This window comes from Acidovorax sp. DW039, from assembly GCF_037101375.1.
GTDB lineage: Bacteria > Pseudomonadota > Gammaproteobacteria > Burkholderiales > Burkholderiaceae_C > Acidovorax.
Genome location: NZ_AP029019.1, coordinates 881,284 through 896,976, shown reverse-complemented (window position 1 = coordinate 896,976; position 15,693 = coordinate 881,284). Strand labels below are relative to the sequence as shown.

Sequence of the window (15,693 nt, the reverse complement as noted above, 5' to 3'; positions counted from 1 at the left end):
ACAAGGTATATCCATATCACCAAGACAGCAGATCAACTGGTTCAGAATGCGCGTCACGCCCTCTTTTCCGTTTTCCCCTTGTACCTACAGGAGACGCCATGAAAGTTGACAACATTCTGCAAACCATCGGCAACACGCCCCACGTGCGCATCAACCGCCTGTTTGGCCCGGGTGCCAATGTGTGGGTGAAGTCCGAGCGCAGCAACCCCGGCGGCTCCATCAAGGACCGCATTGCGCTGGCCATGGTGGAAGACGCAGAAAAGTCTGGTGCCCTGCAGCCTGGCGGCACCATCATCGAGCCCACCAGCGGCAATACCGGCATTGGCTTGGCCTTGGTGGCGGCCGTCAAGGGCTACCGCCTGATTCTGGTGATGCCCGACAGCATGAGCATTGAGCGCCGCCGCCTGATGCTGGCCTATGGCGCGCAGTTTGACCTGACCCCGCGCGAGAAGGGCATGAAGGGCGCGATTGCCCGCGCACAAGAGCTGCAGGCGCAAACGCCTGGCGCGTGGATTCCACAGCAGTTTGAGAACCCCGCCAACATCGACATCCACGTGCGCACCACGGCGCAGGAAATCCTGGCGGACTTTCCCGATGGGCTGGACGCCATCATCACGGGCGTGGGCACAGGGGGTCACCTCTCGGGCACGGCCCGCGTGCTCAAGGCCCAATTTCCGCAGCTCAAGGTGTTTGCGGTAGAGCCATCGGCCTCGCCCGTCATTTCTGGCGGCGCGCCTTCGCCACACCCTATCCAGGGCATTGGTGCAGGCTTTGTGCCCAAAAACCTGGACACCAGCTTGCTGGACGGCGTGATCCAGGTCGATGCCGAGCCCGCCCGTGAATACGCCCGCCGCGCCGCACGCGAGGAAGGGCTGCTGGTCGGCATCTCATCGGGTGCAACCCTGGCCGCCATTGCGCAAAAGCTGCCTGAGCTGCCCGCTGGTGCCAAGGTGCTGGGCTTCAACTATGACACGGGTGAACGCTACCTGTCGGTAGAAGGCTTCCTGCCATCCTGATCCAGGCAAGACTCCCGATCCTGACTCGGGAGCACCAAGACCCGCCTGCGGGGCTGCAGGTGGGTCTTTATCAAACGGGCATCACATGCCCACGGCCCGCCGTCCTACACGCGCGGCAGCGGCCCGGCCTCAACAATCGTTATATCCCTGCGGCCCGCCTGTGGCGGCGCGAAAGCTGCAGGGGCTTTACAACGATTGTCAGTACATGGCCACCACAGTTTCACAGCCTATCGCGTTCAAGGTTTTGACGGTGAACGTGCACAAGGGCTTCACCACCTTCAACCGCCGATTCATGCTGCACGAGCTGCGCGAAGCCGTGCGCGAGGTGGCGGCAGACCTGGTCTTCCTGCAGGAAGTGCAGGGCGTGCATCTGCGCCACTCCACCCGTGTGGCGAACTTTCCGCAAGTGCCTCACTACGAGTTTCTGGCCGACGAGATCTGGTCGCAGTACGCCTACGGCCGCAACGCGGTGTATGACAACGGCGACCATGGCAACGCGCTGCTGTCCAAGTTTCCGATCACGCATTACGAAAACCACGACATTTCCATCAGCGGGCCTGAGCGGCGCGGCATGCTGCACTGCGTGCTGCAGCCACCGGGCCACCATCTGCCCGTGCATGCGGTATGCGTGCACCTGGGGCTGCAGGAGGCGCACCGCCAGCGCCAGCTCAGGCGGGTGTGCGACCTCATCAACTCTTTTCCACCCCATGAGCCTGTAGTGCTGGCGGGCGATTTCAACGACTGGCGCCACAGGGCCCATGGTGTACTGCAACGCGGCGCGGGCATGGAAGAAGTGTTTGTGCAAGCCTTTGGCCGGGCGGTGCGGACTTTTCCTGCTGCAGTGCCGCTGCTGGCGCTGGACCGCATCTATGTGCGCAACGCGGCAGTGCATGTGCCGCTGGCCCTGCCCCGCAAGCCGTGGGACCGCCTCTCGGACCACGCCCCGCTGGCAGCGGAGATTCTGCTGTGACCACCGCACGCAACCACCCGCCCCGCTCGTCCCGCTGGGTGCCGGGCAACCACTTTGAACTGCTGGAAAACGGCGAAGAGTTCTTTCCGCGTGTGCTGGAAGCCATTGCCCGGGCACGGCAAGAAGTGATGCTGGAGACCTTCATCCTGGCCGAGGACAAGATCGGCAAGGCGCTGCACGCAGCCCTGGTGGCAGCGGCCGAGCGGGGGGTGGAGGTGCATGTGCTGGTGGACGGCTTTGGCTCGCACGAGCTGTCGCCCGAGTTTGTGGCAGGGTTGGTGGACGCGGGGGTGCGCTTTCGCATTTTCGACCCCGGGCGCAGCTTCATGGGCCAGCGGCTGAACCTGCTGCGCCGCATGCACCGCAAGATCGTGGTGATCGATGGGCAACTGGGCTTTATTGGTGGCATCAACTACTCGGCCGACCATGTGGCGGACTTTGGACCCGAGGCCAAGCAGGACTATGCCGTGCAGGTGCGTGGCCCGGTGGTGGCGCAAATGCACCACCTCACCCACGAAGCAGTGCTCAGCCACGCCGAGCGCAAGCGCCGCAACCGCAGCGCCGCCATCACGGGCAGACCCCATGCGGGCACAGCGCACGCGATCTTTGTCACCCGCGACAACCACGAACACCCCAACGACATCGAGCGCCACTACCGCGTTGCCTTGCGTGCGGCACGCCACCGCGTGGTCATTGCCAATGCGTACTTCTTTCCGGGCTACCGGTTCATACGTGAGATGCGGCGAGCGGCCCGGCGTGGGGTGGACGTGCGGCTCATCCTGCAAGGGCAGCCCGACATGGCCATTGTGCGCACCGCCGCCAGCATGCTGTACGACCACCTGCTGCGCGCAGGCGTGCGGGTGTACGAATATTGCGAGCGGCCCCTGCACGGCAAGGTGGCGCTGGTAGATGACGAATGGTCTACCGTGGGGTCCAGCAATCTGGACCCACTGAGCCTGTCTCTGAACCTGGAGGCAAACGTGGTCATCCAGGACCGCAGCTTCAACACCCGGCTCTACCAGCGGCTCGCACAGCTCATGGCAAACAAGTGCCGCGAGATCAAAGCCCCGCCTCCTGGCAAGCTGGACGGGCTGCGGTTGCTGCGCAGCTACGCCGTGTTCCACCTGATGCGCTGGTTTCCCGCCTGGGCAGGCTGGCTGCCGCGGCATGAGCCACGCATCGCCACGGTGTGCCCCAACGGCTCGGACGTGGTGGATGCGGCCAGCCCTGCGGCGTCTGCCGCGCCCCACGCGGGCTGAACCAGCGGCCCCCACGTCATGCAGTCCGCGCCTTGCCCTGGGCCTGAAGAGGCCCCACCCGCCGGTGCATGGAGCCGGATCACCTCGCAGCGCTGGTGGCCTTGGCTCACTCGCGGGTTGGCGTTGGCCTTCTTTGCATTGGTGGCGTGGCTGATAGCCCGCCAGGCCCGTACGGTGGACTGGCCCGCAGTGCTGAAGGCCTTGCGTGCGCTGCCCCACAGCGCCCTGGTGGCAGCGGGTGCGCTGGCGCTGGCCAGCCATTTCACCTACGGCACCTTTGACTGGGTGGCCCGCCACTGCACCCGCCACCGCCTGGGTTGGGCCACCACCCTGGGCATTGCCATGACCAGCTATGCCTTCACCCTCAACCTGGGCTCACTCATTGGCGGCGTGGGTGTGCGCTACCGGCTCTACGACCGCCAGGGCATAGACCCCGGAACCATTGGCCAAGTGGTGGGTACCAGCGTGCTGACCAACTGGGTGGGCTACCTGCTGCTGGCCGCCGTGCTGCCGTGGCTGTGGTTACCACCTGCCGTGGCAGGCTGGGCAGCACCGGCCTGGCAATGGCGGCTGGGGGGCGGCCTGCTGGCCGCGGTGACGCTGGGCTACGTGGTGCTGTGCGCGGTGCGGGGCGGCCGCGCACTCACAGTGCGGGGGCATGCCTTTCCGCTGCCGGGCTGGCGTGTGGCGCTGTGGCAGGTGGTGGCCTCCAGTGCCAACTGGATGCTGATGGGCGCCGCCTTGTGGGTGGCGCTACAAGGCCAAGCCCCCTACGCGGCAGCGCTGACCACCGTGCTGCTGGGGGCTGTGGCCGGGCTGGTGCTGCGGGTGCCTGCAGGCCTGGGGGTGCTGGAGGCTGTGGGCGTGGCACTGCTCACCACCGCATCGCTGGGGCAGGACAAGGTGCTTGCCGCGCTGCTGGCCTACCGTGCGCTGTATTACTTTGTGCCGCTGGTGCTGGCAGCGCTGGCCTTTGGCGTGGCGGAGCTGTACTGGCGTCGCCAGACGTCTGACCGTGATTCAAACCCAATCACCCTCTAGCGCTTATCCCTCAAGCGCAAGCAGCTATCATTTTTGCAGCGTCTGATTAACGATCTGCAGCCGTCTCGGTCAAACCGCACTGCGGGCGGCACGCCCCCAAAGCACCGCCCCGGTAAAATCACCGCCCCCAAATTGCCCTTCGCCCGATCGACACGGGCCTGCAAGACCATGATCCGAATCTCCGAAATCCGGCTGCCCTTCACGGTGGCCGAAGCCCCCGATGCGCCTCTGCGCGCCGCCGTCACCCAGCAACTGGGGCTGACACCTGCAGACATTGCCCACGTCCACGTCTTCAAGCGCAGCTTTGATGCGCGCAAGGCGGACCTGCTGGCGGTCTTTATTGTCGACGTCACGCTGACCCAGCCCGAGCGCGAGGCCGCCCTGCTGGCCAGGTTTGCGGCCAACCCGCATATCCAGCCCACCCCCGACATGGCGTGGCGGCCTGTGGGACAAGCGCCTGTGGACCTGCCGCTGCGCCCCGTCGTCGTCGGCTTTGGCCCGTGCGGCATCTTCGCTGCGCTGGTGCTGGCGCAAATGGGTTTCAAGCCCATCGTGCTGGAGCGCGGCAAGACGGTGCGCGAGCGCACCAAAGACACCTGGGGCCTGTGGCGCAAGCGCCAGCTCACACCCGAAAGCAATGTGCAGTTTGGCGAGGGCGGCGCAGGCACCTTCTCCGACGGCAAGCTCTACAGCCAGATCAAAGACCCGCGCCATCTGGGGCGCAAGGTGATGAACGAGTTCGTCAAGGCGGGCGCGCCAGAGGAAATTCTGTACGTGGCCCACCCGCACATTGGCACCTTCAAGCTGGTGAAGGTGGTGGAGAACCTGCGCGAGCAGATCATTGCGCTGGGCGGTGAGATCCGCTTTGAGCAGCGCGTGACGGACGTAATGGTGGAAGCTGATGCCCAGGGCCAGCGCCACCTGCGCGGCCTCAAGGTGCTGAACCAGGCCACGGGCGAAACCACCGACCTGCGCGCAGACCATGTGGTGATGGCCCTGGGCCACAGCTCGCGCGACACCTTTGCCATGCTGTACGAGCGCGGCGTGGCCATGGAGGCCAAACCGTTCTCCGTGGGTTTTCGCATCGAGCATCCCCAAAGCGTCATCGACCGCGCCCGCTGGGGCCGCCACGCGGGCCACCCGCTGCTGGGGGCGGCAGATTACAAGCTGGTGCACCACGCACAAAACGGGCGTGCGGTGTACAGCTTTTGCATGTGCCCCGGCGGCACGGTGGTGGCCGCCACCAGCGAACCGGGCCGCGTGGTGACCAATGGCATGAGCCAGTATTCACGCAACGAACGCAACGCCAACGCAGGCATGGTGGTGGGCATCGACCCGCGCGACTACCCTACGCAAGCGGCCACTTTCGAAGCCCACCTGGGCCGCACCTACGGTGTGGAAGAACTGCCTGCCGGGCAGTTCCATCCCCTGTCGGGCATCGTGCTGCAACGGCAGCTCGAATCCAACGCCTACGTGCTGGGTGGGCGCGACTACAGCGCACCGGGCCAGCTGGTGGGCGAATTCATTGCAGGCAAGCCATCCACCCAACTGGGTAGCGTAGAGCCCTCGTACAAACCCGGCGTGGCCCTGGGCGATCTGCACGCCGCCCTGCCCGGCTATGCCATCGAAGCCATGCGCGAAGCCCTGCCCGTGTTCGGCCGCAAGATCAAAGGCTTTGACATGCACGATGCGGTGCTGACAGGGGTGGAAACACGCACCTCATCGCCCCTCAAGATTGGCCGTGGCGACAACTACCAAAGCCTGAACACGGCGGGCCTGTACCCCGCAGGCGAAGGCGCCAGCTACGCAGGTGGCATCTTGTCGGCCGGTGTGGACGGCATCAAGGTGGGAGAAGCTGTGGCGCGCAGCCTGCTGGGGGTGCAGGGCTGAGCACCACCCTCAGCCCCCCAACAACATCTCAGCGCAAGGCCTTGTACTGCTGCCCCTGCGCTGCAGGCAGGCGGAACGCCTCCACCAGCTCGGCCAGCTGCTGGGCCTGCACACGCAGGCCGTGAGCGGCGGCTGAAGACTCTTCCACCAGCGCAGCGTTTTGCTGGGTCATCTGGTCGAGCTGCGACACGGCCTCTCCCACCTGGCTCAGGCCGGTGGTTTGCTCGCGCGTGGCGGTGCTGATCTCGCCAATGATGGTGGCCACCTGCTGCACCGAGTTCACGATCTCACCCATGGTGCCGCCTGCAGCGTGCACCAGCTTCGTGCCTTCGTCCACCTGGCGTACGCTGTCGCTGATCAGGCCCCCAATCTCCTTGGCTGCCGTGGCCGAGCGCTGGGCCAGGCTGCGCACTTCGCTGGCCACCACGGCAAAGCCTCGGCCTTGCTCGCCTGCGCGAGCGGCTTCCACGGCAGCGTTCAGGGCCAAGATGTTGGTCTGGAAGGCAATGCCATCGATCACGCTGGTGATATCGGCAATGCGGCGGGAGGATTGGGAGATGCCATCCATCGTGCCCACCACGCGGTCCACGGCCTCGCGCCCGCGACGGGCCACGTCGCTGGCCCCACCGGCAAGCTGGCTGGCCTGCGCGGCTGCGTCTGCACTGTGGCGCACGGTGGCCAGCAACTCTTCCATGCTGGCAGCAATTTCTTCCAGGTTGGAGGCGGTCTGCTCGGTACGGGCCGAAAGGTCACTGTTACCGGCAGCAATTTCGCTGCTGGCACCCGCCACCGAACTGCTGGCCTGGCGCATGCCCACCACCAGTTCCCCCAGGCGGCTTTGCATGCCCCCCAGGCGCGCCAGCAGAGCCTGAAGTTCATCACGACTGCCAGACGCCGGGGTGGGCACGGAGGATGTCAAATCGCCTTCCGAAATACGGTCTGTGACCTGGGCTGCATGGGCCAGCGGCTTCAGGATGGAACGCGACAACACCCAGGCACACAACAGGCTCAGGGCCAACCCCACCACCGAGCCCGCAGCCAGCAAAAACACCCCTTGGCTGGCGCTGCGGGCGGCTGCAGCGCGGTCATCGGCCACGCGCTGTTGCTGAAAAGCCGCCAGCTTATCCACCGCCGCAGCATAGGCATCGGCTGCGGGGCGCAACTGCTTGGCAATGGCATCGGCAGGCAGTGCCTCTCCGGCTTTTCTGCGCTTGACGAGGTCATCCCGCACCGTGCGGAATTCGTTACCCGCCTTGTCAATCGCGTCAAATAGCGCCTGCGAAGGTGGGTCATCGGCCAGCACGTCCAGGCGCTTGCGCACTTCGGCCGAGCGGGCGGATGTGAGCTTGCGGTCCGCATCAATGCGCGCAGCAAAGGCAGGGTTGTCGATCTCCAGCAAGGTCTCGGCCCGTGCAGAGCTCAACACCACAATCGAATGCAGTTCACGCGCCAACACGGCGCGCTCTGATGCCGGGCCGCCCAGTTCATCGGCAATCTGCTGCAGACCCGACAGGCGCCAGATACCCACCGCGGCAGACAAGGAAGTGACGAGGCAAACAATACCGAAGGCGAGCGCCAGGCGAACAGCAACGCGCAGATGGGAAATGGACATGGGCAGTCCTCGATCGAAGGGGTGGAAAACGCTCTGAAACGAACTGGAGCGCACCCGCACAAGGCTGGTGCTCACTCAGTGTATCGACACAGTTTGTCAATTTGTAAGAGGGTTCTCATGCGGCCTACGCCAGCGTGAGAATCTCGCCACACCCATCGAACCACACGCTGCATCCGGTTAACGATGAAGTCACATTCTCTGCAGATGGTCCCTCAGCCGGATCAGTCGAGCTTGACCCCGGCAGCCTGAATCACCTTCGCCCATTTGGCCGTTTCTGCCTGGATGAAGGCATCGCATTCCTGGGGTGTAGAGCCCTCGGCAAAGGTGCCCATCTCTGATTCCAGGCGCTGGGTGACGGCGGGGCTGCGAATGATGCGGGCTACTTCTTCAGACATGCGCTGCACGATCTCACGCGGAACCCCAGCCGGAGCCAGCATGGCCGCCCAGGTGCTGCCCACCAGGTCGGGGTAGCCCTGCTCCGCAAAGGTGGGCACATCGGGCAAAGCGGGCAAACGTTTCTCACTGGCCACGCCAATGAGGCGAATCTTTCCCGCCTTGGCAGGCTGGATCAGATTGGGTGGAGGGTCCAGAAACAGAGGGATCTGCCCGCCCAGCAGATCGGTCAGCGCGGGTGCCGCCCCTTTGTACGGCACATGCACCATATCGGTCTTGGTGACCAGTCGCATCAGCTCGGAAGTCAGGTGCGCAGCCGATCCAGTCCCCGAGGAGGCGAAGCTCAGCTTGCCGGGGTTGGCCCGTGCATAGGCCACCAGCTCCGCCGTGGTCTTGAAAGGCGCGTTCGCAGCCACGGCAGCCACCAGGGGCGAAACGCCCATGAGCGATACCCCCACCAGGTCCTTGCGGGGGTCGTAGGGCAATTTGGGGTACAGCGTCGTGTTGGCTGCGTAAGCCGCGATCACCACCGCAAAGGTGTGCCCGTCAGGAGCGGCCTTGGCCACAGCGTCCACACCGATGATGCTGTTGGCACCTGGCTTGTTGTCCACCACCACAGGCTGCCCCAGGCGCTGCTGCAACCCCACCTGCAGCAAGCGCGCCATCTGGTCGGTAAAGCCACCGGCCGTGTAGGGCACGACGATACGGATGGGCTTGCTGGGCCAGGCACTTCGCGCCCAGGACGCAGTGGATAGCGCGGCACCAGCGGCAAGGCCTGTGCCGCTGCGGATGAAAGCCCGGCGGGTGGTCAATGGCATGAGAGTCTCCTGGGGGAAAGATGTTTTGGAAAAAACTTTGCCAATGCCCAGGAGCTTCCGAGCCATGCTCAACGACGCCAGGGCATCCGCACTGTCACAACCAAACTCACTGCGCTGCCAGGCCCAGGCGCTCAATCAGCACCTTGTCCTTGGCGAACGTGTCCTTGGCCCACTGGGCATAGTCCGCCCCCGAGCGGTACCAGGACTCCTGGTTGAGCTGCTTGAGCACCTCTGCATGGCGCGGATCGTCCATGGCCTTCTTGAAGGCGTTGTGCAGCTTGGCCACGATGGCAGGGTCCATGCCCTTCGGGCCCACCAAACCATAGGGCGATGTGGACACGACCCCATAGCCCAGTTCCTTGGCCGTGGGCACATCAGGCCAGCGGGCAGAGCGCTTTTCGCCAAAGGTCAACAGCAGGCGCATCTGGCCTGCTTCCACATAGGTGTCCCAGCCCGAGGCATCGCTGGAGGCCGTCACATGGCCGCCCAGGAGGGCCTGCTGCAAATCTGCGTTGCCTTTGAACGGCACATGGTTGAGCGTGACCTTGGCATTGGTGGCCAGCTCTTCCATCAGCAGATGGGGGGATGAGCCAATGCCTGTGGATCCGTACTCCACCTTGCCGGGGTTCTTGCGCGCTGCGGCAATGTATTCATGAAAAGTCTTGTAGGGCGAATCCGAGCGCACGGTAAAGCCGAAGGTGTAGCCCGACAGACCGATGATGTAACTGAAATCGGTCAACGGATTCCAAGCCGTTTTTTGCATGTGCGCCATGCGCAGCATGGACATGGGGAACTGCGTGATGGTGTAGCCATCGGGCTTGGCCGTGCGGGCCATTACACCGGGGCCCAGCGTGCCGCCAGCGCCCGGCTTGTTCTCCACGATGATGGACTGCCCCAGCTGCTTGCCCGCCAGGTCGGCCAGGATGCGCATGTGGCGGTCCGTGGGGCCACCCGCCGGAAAAGGCACGATCAGCGTGATGGGCTTGGTGGGAAATTCCTGCGCCTGAGCATTGCCCATGCTGGTACCAGCTAGCACGGCCATGCCCAGCGACAAAAGGCTGCGGCGACGTGTGAGGTGGGTCATGTTTGTCTCCTGTATTTATGAATAGATAGTGGCTGCCGCCCTGGCCTGCGTGCCGGGCCAATGCCTGGCAAAGAGCCACCAGGGGAGCAGCCAGCGGGGAGCCCCCGAAAAGCCTCAGAGAGCCTTGACCAGCTCAGGCACAGCCGTGAACAGATCAGCCTCCAGGCCATAGTCCGCCACGCTGAAGATCGGTGCCTCTGGATCCTTGTTGATCGCCACGATCACCTTCGAATCCTTCATCCCAGCCAGGTGCTGGATGGCGCCCGAGATACCTGCTGCGATGTACAGCTGCGGCGCCACGATCTTGCCGGTCTGGCCCACTTGCAGGTCGTTGGGGGCGTAGCCCGCATCCACCGCCGCGCGGCTGGCTCCAATGGCAGCGCCCAGCTTGTCGGCCAAGGGGGTGATGACTTCGGTGAATTTCTCGGCACTGCCCAGTGCCCGACCACCGGAGACGATGATCTTGGCGGCTGTGAGTTCGGGACGGTCGCTCTTGGCGATTTCGCTGCCCACAAAGCTGCTTTTGCCGTTGTCGGCTGTTGCGGCGGCGCTTTCAACAGCGGCTGCGCCACCCGTGGCGGCTGCGGCGTCAAAGCCGGTGGTGCGCACGGTGATGACTTTGACGCTGTCTGCGCTTTGCACGGTGGCAATGGCGTTGCCTGCGTAGATGGGACGCTCGAAGGTGTCGGCGCTCACCACCTTGGTGATGTCGCTGATCTGGGCGACGTCGAGCTTGGCGGCCACGCGCGGGGCTACGTTCTTGCCGCTGGCTGTGGCGGGGAACAAGATGTGGCTGTAGTTGCTGGCGATGGCCAGCACTTGAGCGGCGACGTTTTCTGCAAGGCCGTGCTCCAGGCCTGCGGCGTCGGCGTGGATGACTTTGGCGACGCCGGCTATTTTGGAAGCTGCTTGTGCAGCGGCTGCAGCGTTGTGGCCTGCCACGAGGACGTGTACGTCGCCTCCGCAAGCTGCGGCTGCGGTGACGGTGTTGAGGGTGGCGCCTTTGATGGAGGCGTTGTCGTGTTCAGCAATAACGAGTACGGTCATTTCTTGTTCTCCTTAGATGACTTTGGCTTCGTTCTTGAGTTTTTCGACCAGTGCCGCTACATCGGCCACCTTCACGCCTGCGCCGCGCTTGGCGGGTTCGGTCACCTTCAGGGTTTTGAGGCGGGGGGTGACGTCCACTCCCAGGTCTTCGGGCTTGACGGTGTCCAGCTGCTTTTTCTTGGCCTTCATGATGTTGGGCAAGGTGACGTAGCGGGGTTCGTTCAGGCGCAGGTCGGTGGTGATGACGGCGGGCAGGCTCAAGGCCAGGGTTTCGAGGCCGCCGTCCACTTCGCGGGTCACGCTGACTTTGTCTGCCGCCAGTTCGACCTTGCTGGCAAAGGTGGCCTGGGGCAGATCGGCCAAAGCAGCCAGCATCTGGCCGGTCTGGTTGGCGTCGTCGTCGATGGCTTGTTTGCCCAGGATGATGAGCTGGGGTTGTTCTTTGTCCACCAGGGCCTTGAGCAGTTTGGCCACGGCCAGGGGCTGCAGTTCGGCGTCGGTCTCGACCAGGATGGCGCGGTCAGCACCAATGGCCATGGCCGTGCGCAGGGTTTCCTGGCATTGGGCTACGCCGCAGGAGACTGCGATGACTTCGGTCACCAGGCCTTTTTCTTTCAGGCGCACTGCCTCTTCAACGGCGATTTCGTCAAAGGGGTTCATGCTCATCTTCACGTTGGCGATGTCCACACCCGTGTTATCCGACTTGACTCGAACCTTCACGTTGTAGTCCACCACGCGCTTGACAGGGACCAGGACTTTCATAAGCACACACTTTCTTGAGAGAAAAACACAGGCGCATGTCGCGCCAAAAAGTCAGTATCTGAGCGGGCTTGGCAACCACCTCACCCAACGACAGGGATCAGGCAGAAGGCAAAGTCAACACACCCTGTTGCTGCAACTGCTGGAGTTGCTCATCGCTCAGGGACAACAGCCGCTGCAGCACTTCGCGCGTGCCCTCCCCCAGCGTGGGCGGGGCATTGCGCAACGGCAGGCGCTGCCCATCCAAGCGATACGGCGGCGCAAACACTGCCGTGGTTCCTGCCACGGAGTGCGGCATGTCGCGCAACAGGCCGGAGCGCTGGGTGCGCTCGCTGGTCAGCGCCTCGTGCAGGCCTGCCACCCTGCCGCACGGAATGCCCACGGCCTGCATGCGCTCGATCAGCAGGTCCCGGGGATGGGTGCGAATCAAATCCTTGAGCAGCGGCGCCAGCTCCAGGCGATGCTTGGTGCGGTTGACGTTGGTGGCAAAGCGTGGGTCTTCCACGATATCGGGCCGCTGCAGTACCTGCCTGCAAAACTTGTCGAACTGCGCGTTGTTGCCCACTGCGATGATCAGCGGGCCATCGGCCGCGTCGTACATGCCGTAGGGCACGATGGAGGGATGCGCATTGCCATAGCGCTCGGGGTCACGCCCCAGCAGCATGGCGTCCAGGCCGTAGTAGCCGGTGACCATGATGCCGCAGTCATACAGCGCCATCTCGATGAGCCGCCCCTTGCCCGTGCGCTCGCGCCGGAACAGCGCTGCCAGCACCGCCTGCGCTGCGTACATGCCGGTCATCAGGTCCACCACCGCCACACCAAACTTCAGCGGCGGTTGCGAGGCCTCGCCGTTCAGCGCCATCAAGCCCGCTTCGCCCTGGATGACCAGGTCATAGCCTGGGCGCTTGGCCTCAGGGCCGCTGCTGTCGTAGCCCGCCACGGCGCAGTAGATCAGGTCGGGCTTGATGGCCTTGAGCTGCGCGTAGCCCAGGCCCAGCTTCTCGGCGCCACCGGTCTTGAAGTTGTGCACCACCACGTCAAACTGGGGCAGCAGGTCGTGCACGATCTTCACGCCCTCTGCCGTTTGCAGATCAAGTGTGATGGACCGCTTGTTGCGGTTCATGCTGTTGTAGTAGGTGGTCTCTGTCTTGCCAATGCGCATGCCCCAGTCGCGGGTGTCGTCGCCCCGGCCTGGGTGCTCCACCTTGATCACCTCGGCCCCAAAGTCGGCCAGCACCTGCGCGCACAGCGGCCCGGCAAACACGCGCGACAGGTCGAGCACGCGCACCCCTTGCAGGGGGAGATCAAGGTCGCTAGATACTTCTTGTTCGTTCACAGTCTTTGTCTCCTTGGATGGATGCGCCTGCCCTTCGGTGGGTCAGGCGCATCGGGGCACTCAGCTCAGCGCTGCTGCCCCAGGGCGATGAAGCGCGCCAGGTGGTGATCTTCATCGCCAAACTGGTGGTCCACCATGACGAGGCGCTTGGCGTAGTGCGACAGCGGCAGCTCCCACGTCATGCCAATGCCGCCGTGCAGCTGGATGCTTTCCTCAGCCACCAGCGCGCCAATGCGGCCCATGGTGACCTTGGCGGCCGACAGCGCGCGCTCGCGCTCGGTGCGCTCGGTGCGGTCGGTGCTGTCGGTGCTATCCATGGCGGCTGCCGCGTTGATGACGGCAGAGCGCGCCTGCTCCACTTCCAGCAGCAGGTCGGCCATGCGGTGCTGCAGGGCCTGGAAGCTGCCGATGGGCACACCAAACTGCTTGCGCGTTTGCAGGTATTCCAGCGTGTGCTTCTTGGCAACGTCCATGGCGCCCAGCGCCTCGGCGCACACGGCCAGAATGCCCCAGCCTACCGCGTGTTCCAGCGTGGCAAGGCCCTGCCCCTCCGTGCCCAGCAGTGCATCAGCACCCACCTGCACATTCTGCAAGCTGACTTCGGCCACGCGGCCACCGTCGATGCGGCCCATGCCACGGCGGCTCAAGCCAACCGCATCGGCAGGCACCAGGAACAGCGAGATGCCGTCTTCATCGTCCACAGCGCCCGCTGTGCGGGCACTGACCAGCAGCAGTTGAGCTTGGTCGCCGTGCAGCACCACAGCCTTGTGGCCGGTGAGTTGCCAGCCCTCGCCATGGCGCACGGCGCGGGTCGTCACGCGGTTCAGGGCGTATTGTGCGCCGGGCTCTTCGTGCGCCAGTGCGGCCACAGTGCTGCCGTCGATAAGGCTGGCGATGTGTTCCTTTTGCGCAGCGTTACCCGCCAAGCCCAGCGCCCGGCCCACCACCAGCGCGCCAACAAAGGGCTCCACCACCAGGCCTGCGCCCAGGGCTTCAAACACCACGGCCACATCAAAGCCTGCGCCGCCAAAGCCACCATCGGCTTCGGGGAACAACGCGCCAATCGCGCCCAGCTCGGCAAAGCGGGTCCACAGTGCTGGGTCCGTACCGGTGTCGCCGTAAGCGATGTGGTTGCGCGTTTCGATGCCGTACTGCTCGGCCACAAAACGGTTCAGGGTGTCCGCCAGCATGCGGCGGTCTTCGGTATGTTCAAAGTTCATCGCGGCAACCTCACAGGCCGAGAATCATCTTGGAGATGATGTTCTTCTGAATTTCATTGGAGCCGCCAAAGATCGACAGCTTGCGGTAGTTGAAGTAATTGGCGGCTGCCGTGGCTGCCTCCTTCGGCCCCACGGGTTCGTCGGCATAGCCTTCGTACTGCGCTTCTTCGATGAAGGGCAGCGCGTACGGGCCCACCGCACGGCGGATGAGCGACAAAATCTCTTGGCGGATCTCGGTGCCACGGATCTTGAGCATGGAGCTCTCCGCCCCCGGCACGCCGCCACCGGCCACGGCGGCAATCACGCGCAGATTGGTGGTCTTCATGTTCTCCAGGTCAATCTCGACCTGGGCCATGCGAGCGGCAAACAGCGGGTCCTGGTCCAGCGGCTGGCCGTTCTTCATCACCTTGGCAGCAATGACCTTGAGCTTGGCCAGTGCGGCAATGCAAAAGCCCACGCCTGCGATGCCGGTGCGCTCGTAGGTCAGCAGGTACTTGGCATACGTCCAGCCCTTGTTTTCCTCGCCCACCAGGTTTTCCACCGGCACCTTTACATCGGTGAAGAAGACTTCGTTGACTTCCTTGTCGCCATCCAGCGTGCGGATGGGGCGCAGCTCCACGCCGGGCGATTTCATGTCCACCAGCAAGAAGCTGATGCCCGACTGCGCCTTGGCTTCGCGGTCGGTGCGCACCAGGCAGAAGATCATGTTGGCGTGCTGCCCCTGGGTGGTCCAGGTCTTCTGGCCGTTCACGATGTAGTGGTCACCCTGGCGCACCGCCGTGGTCTTGACCGAAGCCAGGTCAGAGCCCGCACCGGGTTCGGAATAGCCCTGGCACCACCAGTCCTCGCCACTCAGGATGCGCGGCAGCCAGTATTTTTTCTGCGCCTCGTTGCCAAACTTGATGAGCACTGGGCCCAGCATGTTCACACCAAAGGGCACGATGCGCGGGCCACCGGCCAGGGCGCATTCGGTGTCGAAAATGAACTTCTCGACCGCCCCCCAGCCGGGGCCGCCGTATTCCTGGGGCCAGTGGTTGGCCAGCCAGCCACGTTCGTTGAGGATGGCGTGCCACTCGTCCTGGTCCGCCTTGGACAGGCGCTGCCCGGCCTTGACCTTGGTGGCGATGCGTTCGGGCAGCTTGGCTTTCAAGAAAGCCTGCACCTCGGCGCGGAAGGCTTCTTCTTGGGGGGTGAAATTCAGGTCCATATCGGGTCGCTTGCAGTTTCAGGGTTCGGTGGTGTGGCGCA

General features: G+C 64.2%; 13 protein-coding genes. 5 read left to right on the top strand and 8 right to left on the bottom strand.

Annotated features, from left to right (window positions below; genetic code table 11):
- Positions 1-98: 98 nt before the first annotated feature.
- The 5 genes from cysK to AACH87_RS04035 all read left to right on the top strand — a co-directional run bounded on the left by cysK (position 99) and on the right by AACH87_RS04035 (position 6,176).
- Entirely contained in the window at positions 99-1,016 is a 918-nt protein-coding gene (gene cysK, locus AACH87_RS04055) for a cysteine synthase A (RefSeq protein WP_338797454.1), read from the top strand.
- 205 nt (positions 1,017-1,221) lie between these two features.
- Entirely contained in the window at positions 1,222-1,986 is a 765-nt protein-coding gene (locus AACH87_RS04050) for an endonuclease/exonuclease/phosphatase family protein (RefSeq protein WP_338797453.1), read from the top strand.
- The gene (gene clsB / locus AACH87_RS04045; protein WP_338797452.1) at positions 1,983-3,245 is read left to right on the top strand and encodes a cardiolipin synthase ClsB; all 1,263 of its coding nucleotides are present in this window, start codon (positions 1,983-1,985) and stop codon (positions 3,243-3,245) included. Before AACH87_RS04050 ends, clsB begins: the two co-directional genes overlap by 4 nt.
- Before the next feature lie 18 nt (positions 3,246-3,263).
- Entirely contained in the window at positions 3,264-4,286 is a 1,023-nt protein-coding gene (locus AACH87_RS04040; protein ID WP_338797450.1) for a lysylphosphatidylglycerol synthase domain-containing protein, read from the top strand.
- 168 nt (positions 4,287-4,454) lie between these two features.
- On the top strand, positions 4,455-6,176 hold the full coding sequence (locus AACH87_RS04035) for an NAD(P)/FAD-dependent oxidoreductase (RefSeq protein WP_338797449.1): 1,722 nt from the start codon (positions 4,455-4,457) through the stop codon (positions 6,174-6,176).
- A gap of 28 nt (positions 6,177-6,204) precedes the next feature.
- Here AACH87_RS04035 and AACH87_RS04030 read toward each other — a convergent pair whose 3' ends face one another.
- The 8 genes from AACH87_RS04030 to AACH87_RS03995 form a co-directional block, all read right to left on the bottom strand.
- On the bottom strand, positions 6,205-7,788 hold the full coding sequence (locus AACH87_RS04030; RefSeq protein WP_338797448.1) for a methyl-accepting chemotaxis protein: 1,584 nt from the start codon (positions 7,786-7,788) through the stop codon (positions 6,205-6,207).
- Between the two features lie 221 nt (positions 7,789-8,009).
- On the bottom strand, positions 8,010-8,999 hold the full coding sequence (locus AACH87_RS04025; RefSeq protein WP_338797447.1) for a tripartite tricarboxylate transporter substrate binding protein: 990 nt from the start codon (positions 8,997-8,999) through the stop codon (positions 8,010-8,012).
- Between the two features lie 106 nt (positions 9,000-9,105).
- Positions 9,106-10,041, bottom strand: coding sequence for a tripartite tricarboxylate transporter substrate binding protein (locus tag AACH87_RS04020; RefSeq protein ID WP_338798846.1), 936 nt, complete (start codon positions 10,039-10,041; stop codon positions 9,106-9,108).
- 156 nt (positions 10,042-10,197) lie between these two features.
- The gene (locus AACH87_RS04015; RefSeq protein ID WP_338797446.1) at positions 10,198-11,130 is read right to left on the bottom strand and encodes an FAD-binding protein; all 933 of its coding nucleotides are present in this window, start codon (positions 11,128-11,130) and stop codon (positions 10,198-10,200) included.
- A gap of 12 nt (positions 11,131-11,142) precedes the next feature.
- Positions 11,143-11,892: an electron transfer flavoprotein subunit beta/FixA family protein gene (locus AACH87_RS04010; RefSeq protein WP_338797445.1), complete on the bottom strand. Its 750-nt coding sequence runs from the start codon at positions 11,890-11,892 to the stop codon at positions 11,143-11,145.
- Between the two features lie 97 nt (positions 11,893-11,989).
- Positions 11,990-13,225: a CoA transferase gene (locus AACH87_RS04005; RefSeq protein WP_338797444.1), complete on the bottom strand. Its 1,236-nt coding sequence runs from the start codon at positions 13,223-13,225 to the stop codon at positions 11,990-11,992.
- 65 nt (positions 13,226-13,290) lie between these two features.
- Positions 13,291-14,445, bottom strand: a complete 1,155-nt coding sequence (locus AACH87_RS04000; RefSeq protein WP_338797442.1) for an acyl-CoA dehydrogenase family protein — start codon at positions 14,443-14,445, stop codon at positions 13,291-13,293.
- A 10-nt stretch (positions 14,446-14,455) separates the two neighbouring features.
- Positions 14,456-15,652, bottom strand: a complete 1,197-nt coding sequence (locus tag AACH87_RS03995) for an acyl-CoA dehydrogenase family protein (protein ID WP_338797441.1) — start codon at positions 15,650-15,652, stop codon at positions 14,456-14,458.
- Positions 15,653-15,693 lie beyond the last annotated feature (41 nt).

What these genes read in the sequence shown, in the direction of transcription:
- cysK (WP_338797454.1), top strand. Translation starts at nt 99, where the DNA reads ATGAAAGTTGACAACATTCTGCAAACCATCGGCAACACGCCCCACGTG.
- AACH87_RS04050 (WP_338797453.1), top strand. Translation starts at nt 1,222, where the DNA reads ATGGCCACCACAGTTTCACAGCCTATCGCGTTCAAGGTTTTGACGGTG.
- AACH87_RS04040 (WP_338797450.1), top strand. Translation starts at nt 3,264, where the DNA reads ATGCAGTCCGCGCCTTGCCCTGGGCCTGAAGAGGCCCCACCCGCCGGT.
- AACH87_RS04035 (WP_338797449.1), top strand. Translation starts at nt 4,455, where the DNA reads ATGATCCGAATCTCCGAAATCCGGCTGCCCTTCACGGTGGCCGAAGCC.
- AACH87_RS04030 (WP_338797448.1), bottom strand. Translation starts at nt 7,788, where the DNA reads ATGTCCATTTCCCATCTGCGCGTTGCTGTTCGCCTGGCGCTCGCCTTC.
- AACH87_RS04025 (WP_338797447.1), bottom strand. Translation starts at nt 8,999, where the DNA reads ATGCCATTGACCACCCGCCGGGCTTTCATCCGCAGCGGCACAGGCCTT.
- AACH87_RS04020 (WP_338798846.1), bottom strand. Translation starts at nt 10,041, where the DNA reads ATGGCCGTGCTAGCTGGTACCAGCATGGGCAATGCTCAGGCGCAGGAA.
- AACH87_RS04015 (WP_338797446.1), bottom strand. Translation starts at nt 11,130, where the DNA reads ATGACCGTACTCGTTATTGCTGAACACGACAACGCCTCCATCAAAGGC.
- AACH87_RS04010 (WP_338797445.1), bottom strand. Translation starts at nt 11,892, where the DNA reads ATGAAAGTCCTGGTCCCTGTCAAGCGCGTGGTGGACTACAACGTGAAG.
- AACH87_RS04000 (WP_338797442.1), bottom strand. Translation starts at nt 14,445, where the DNA reads ATGAACTTTGAACATACCGAAGACCGCCGCATGCTGGCGGACACCCTG.
- AACH87_RS03995 (WP_338797441.1), bottom strand. Translation starts at nt 15,652, where the DNA reads ATGGACCTGAATTTCACCCCCCAAGAAGAAGCCTTCCGCGCCGAGGTG.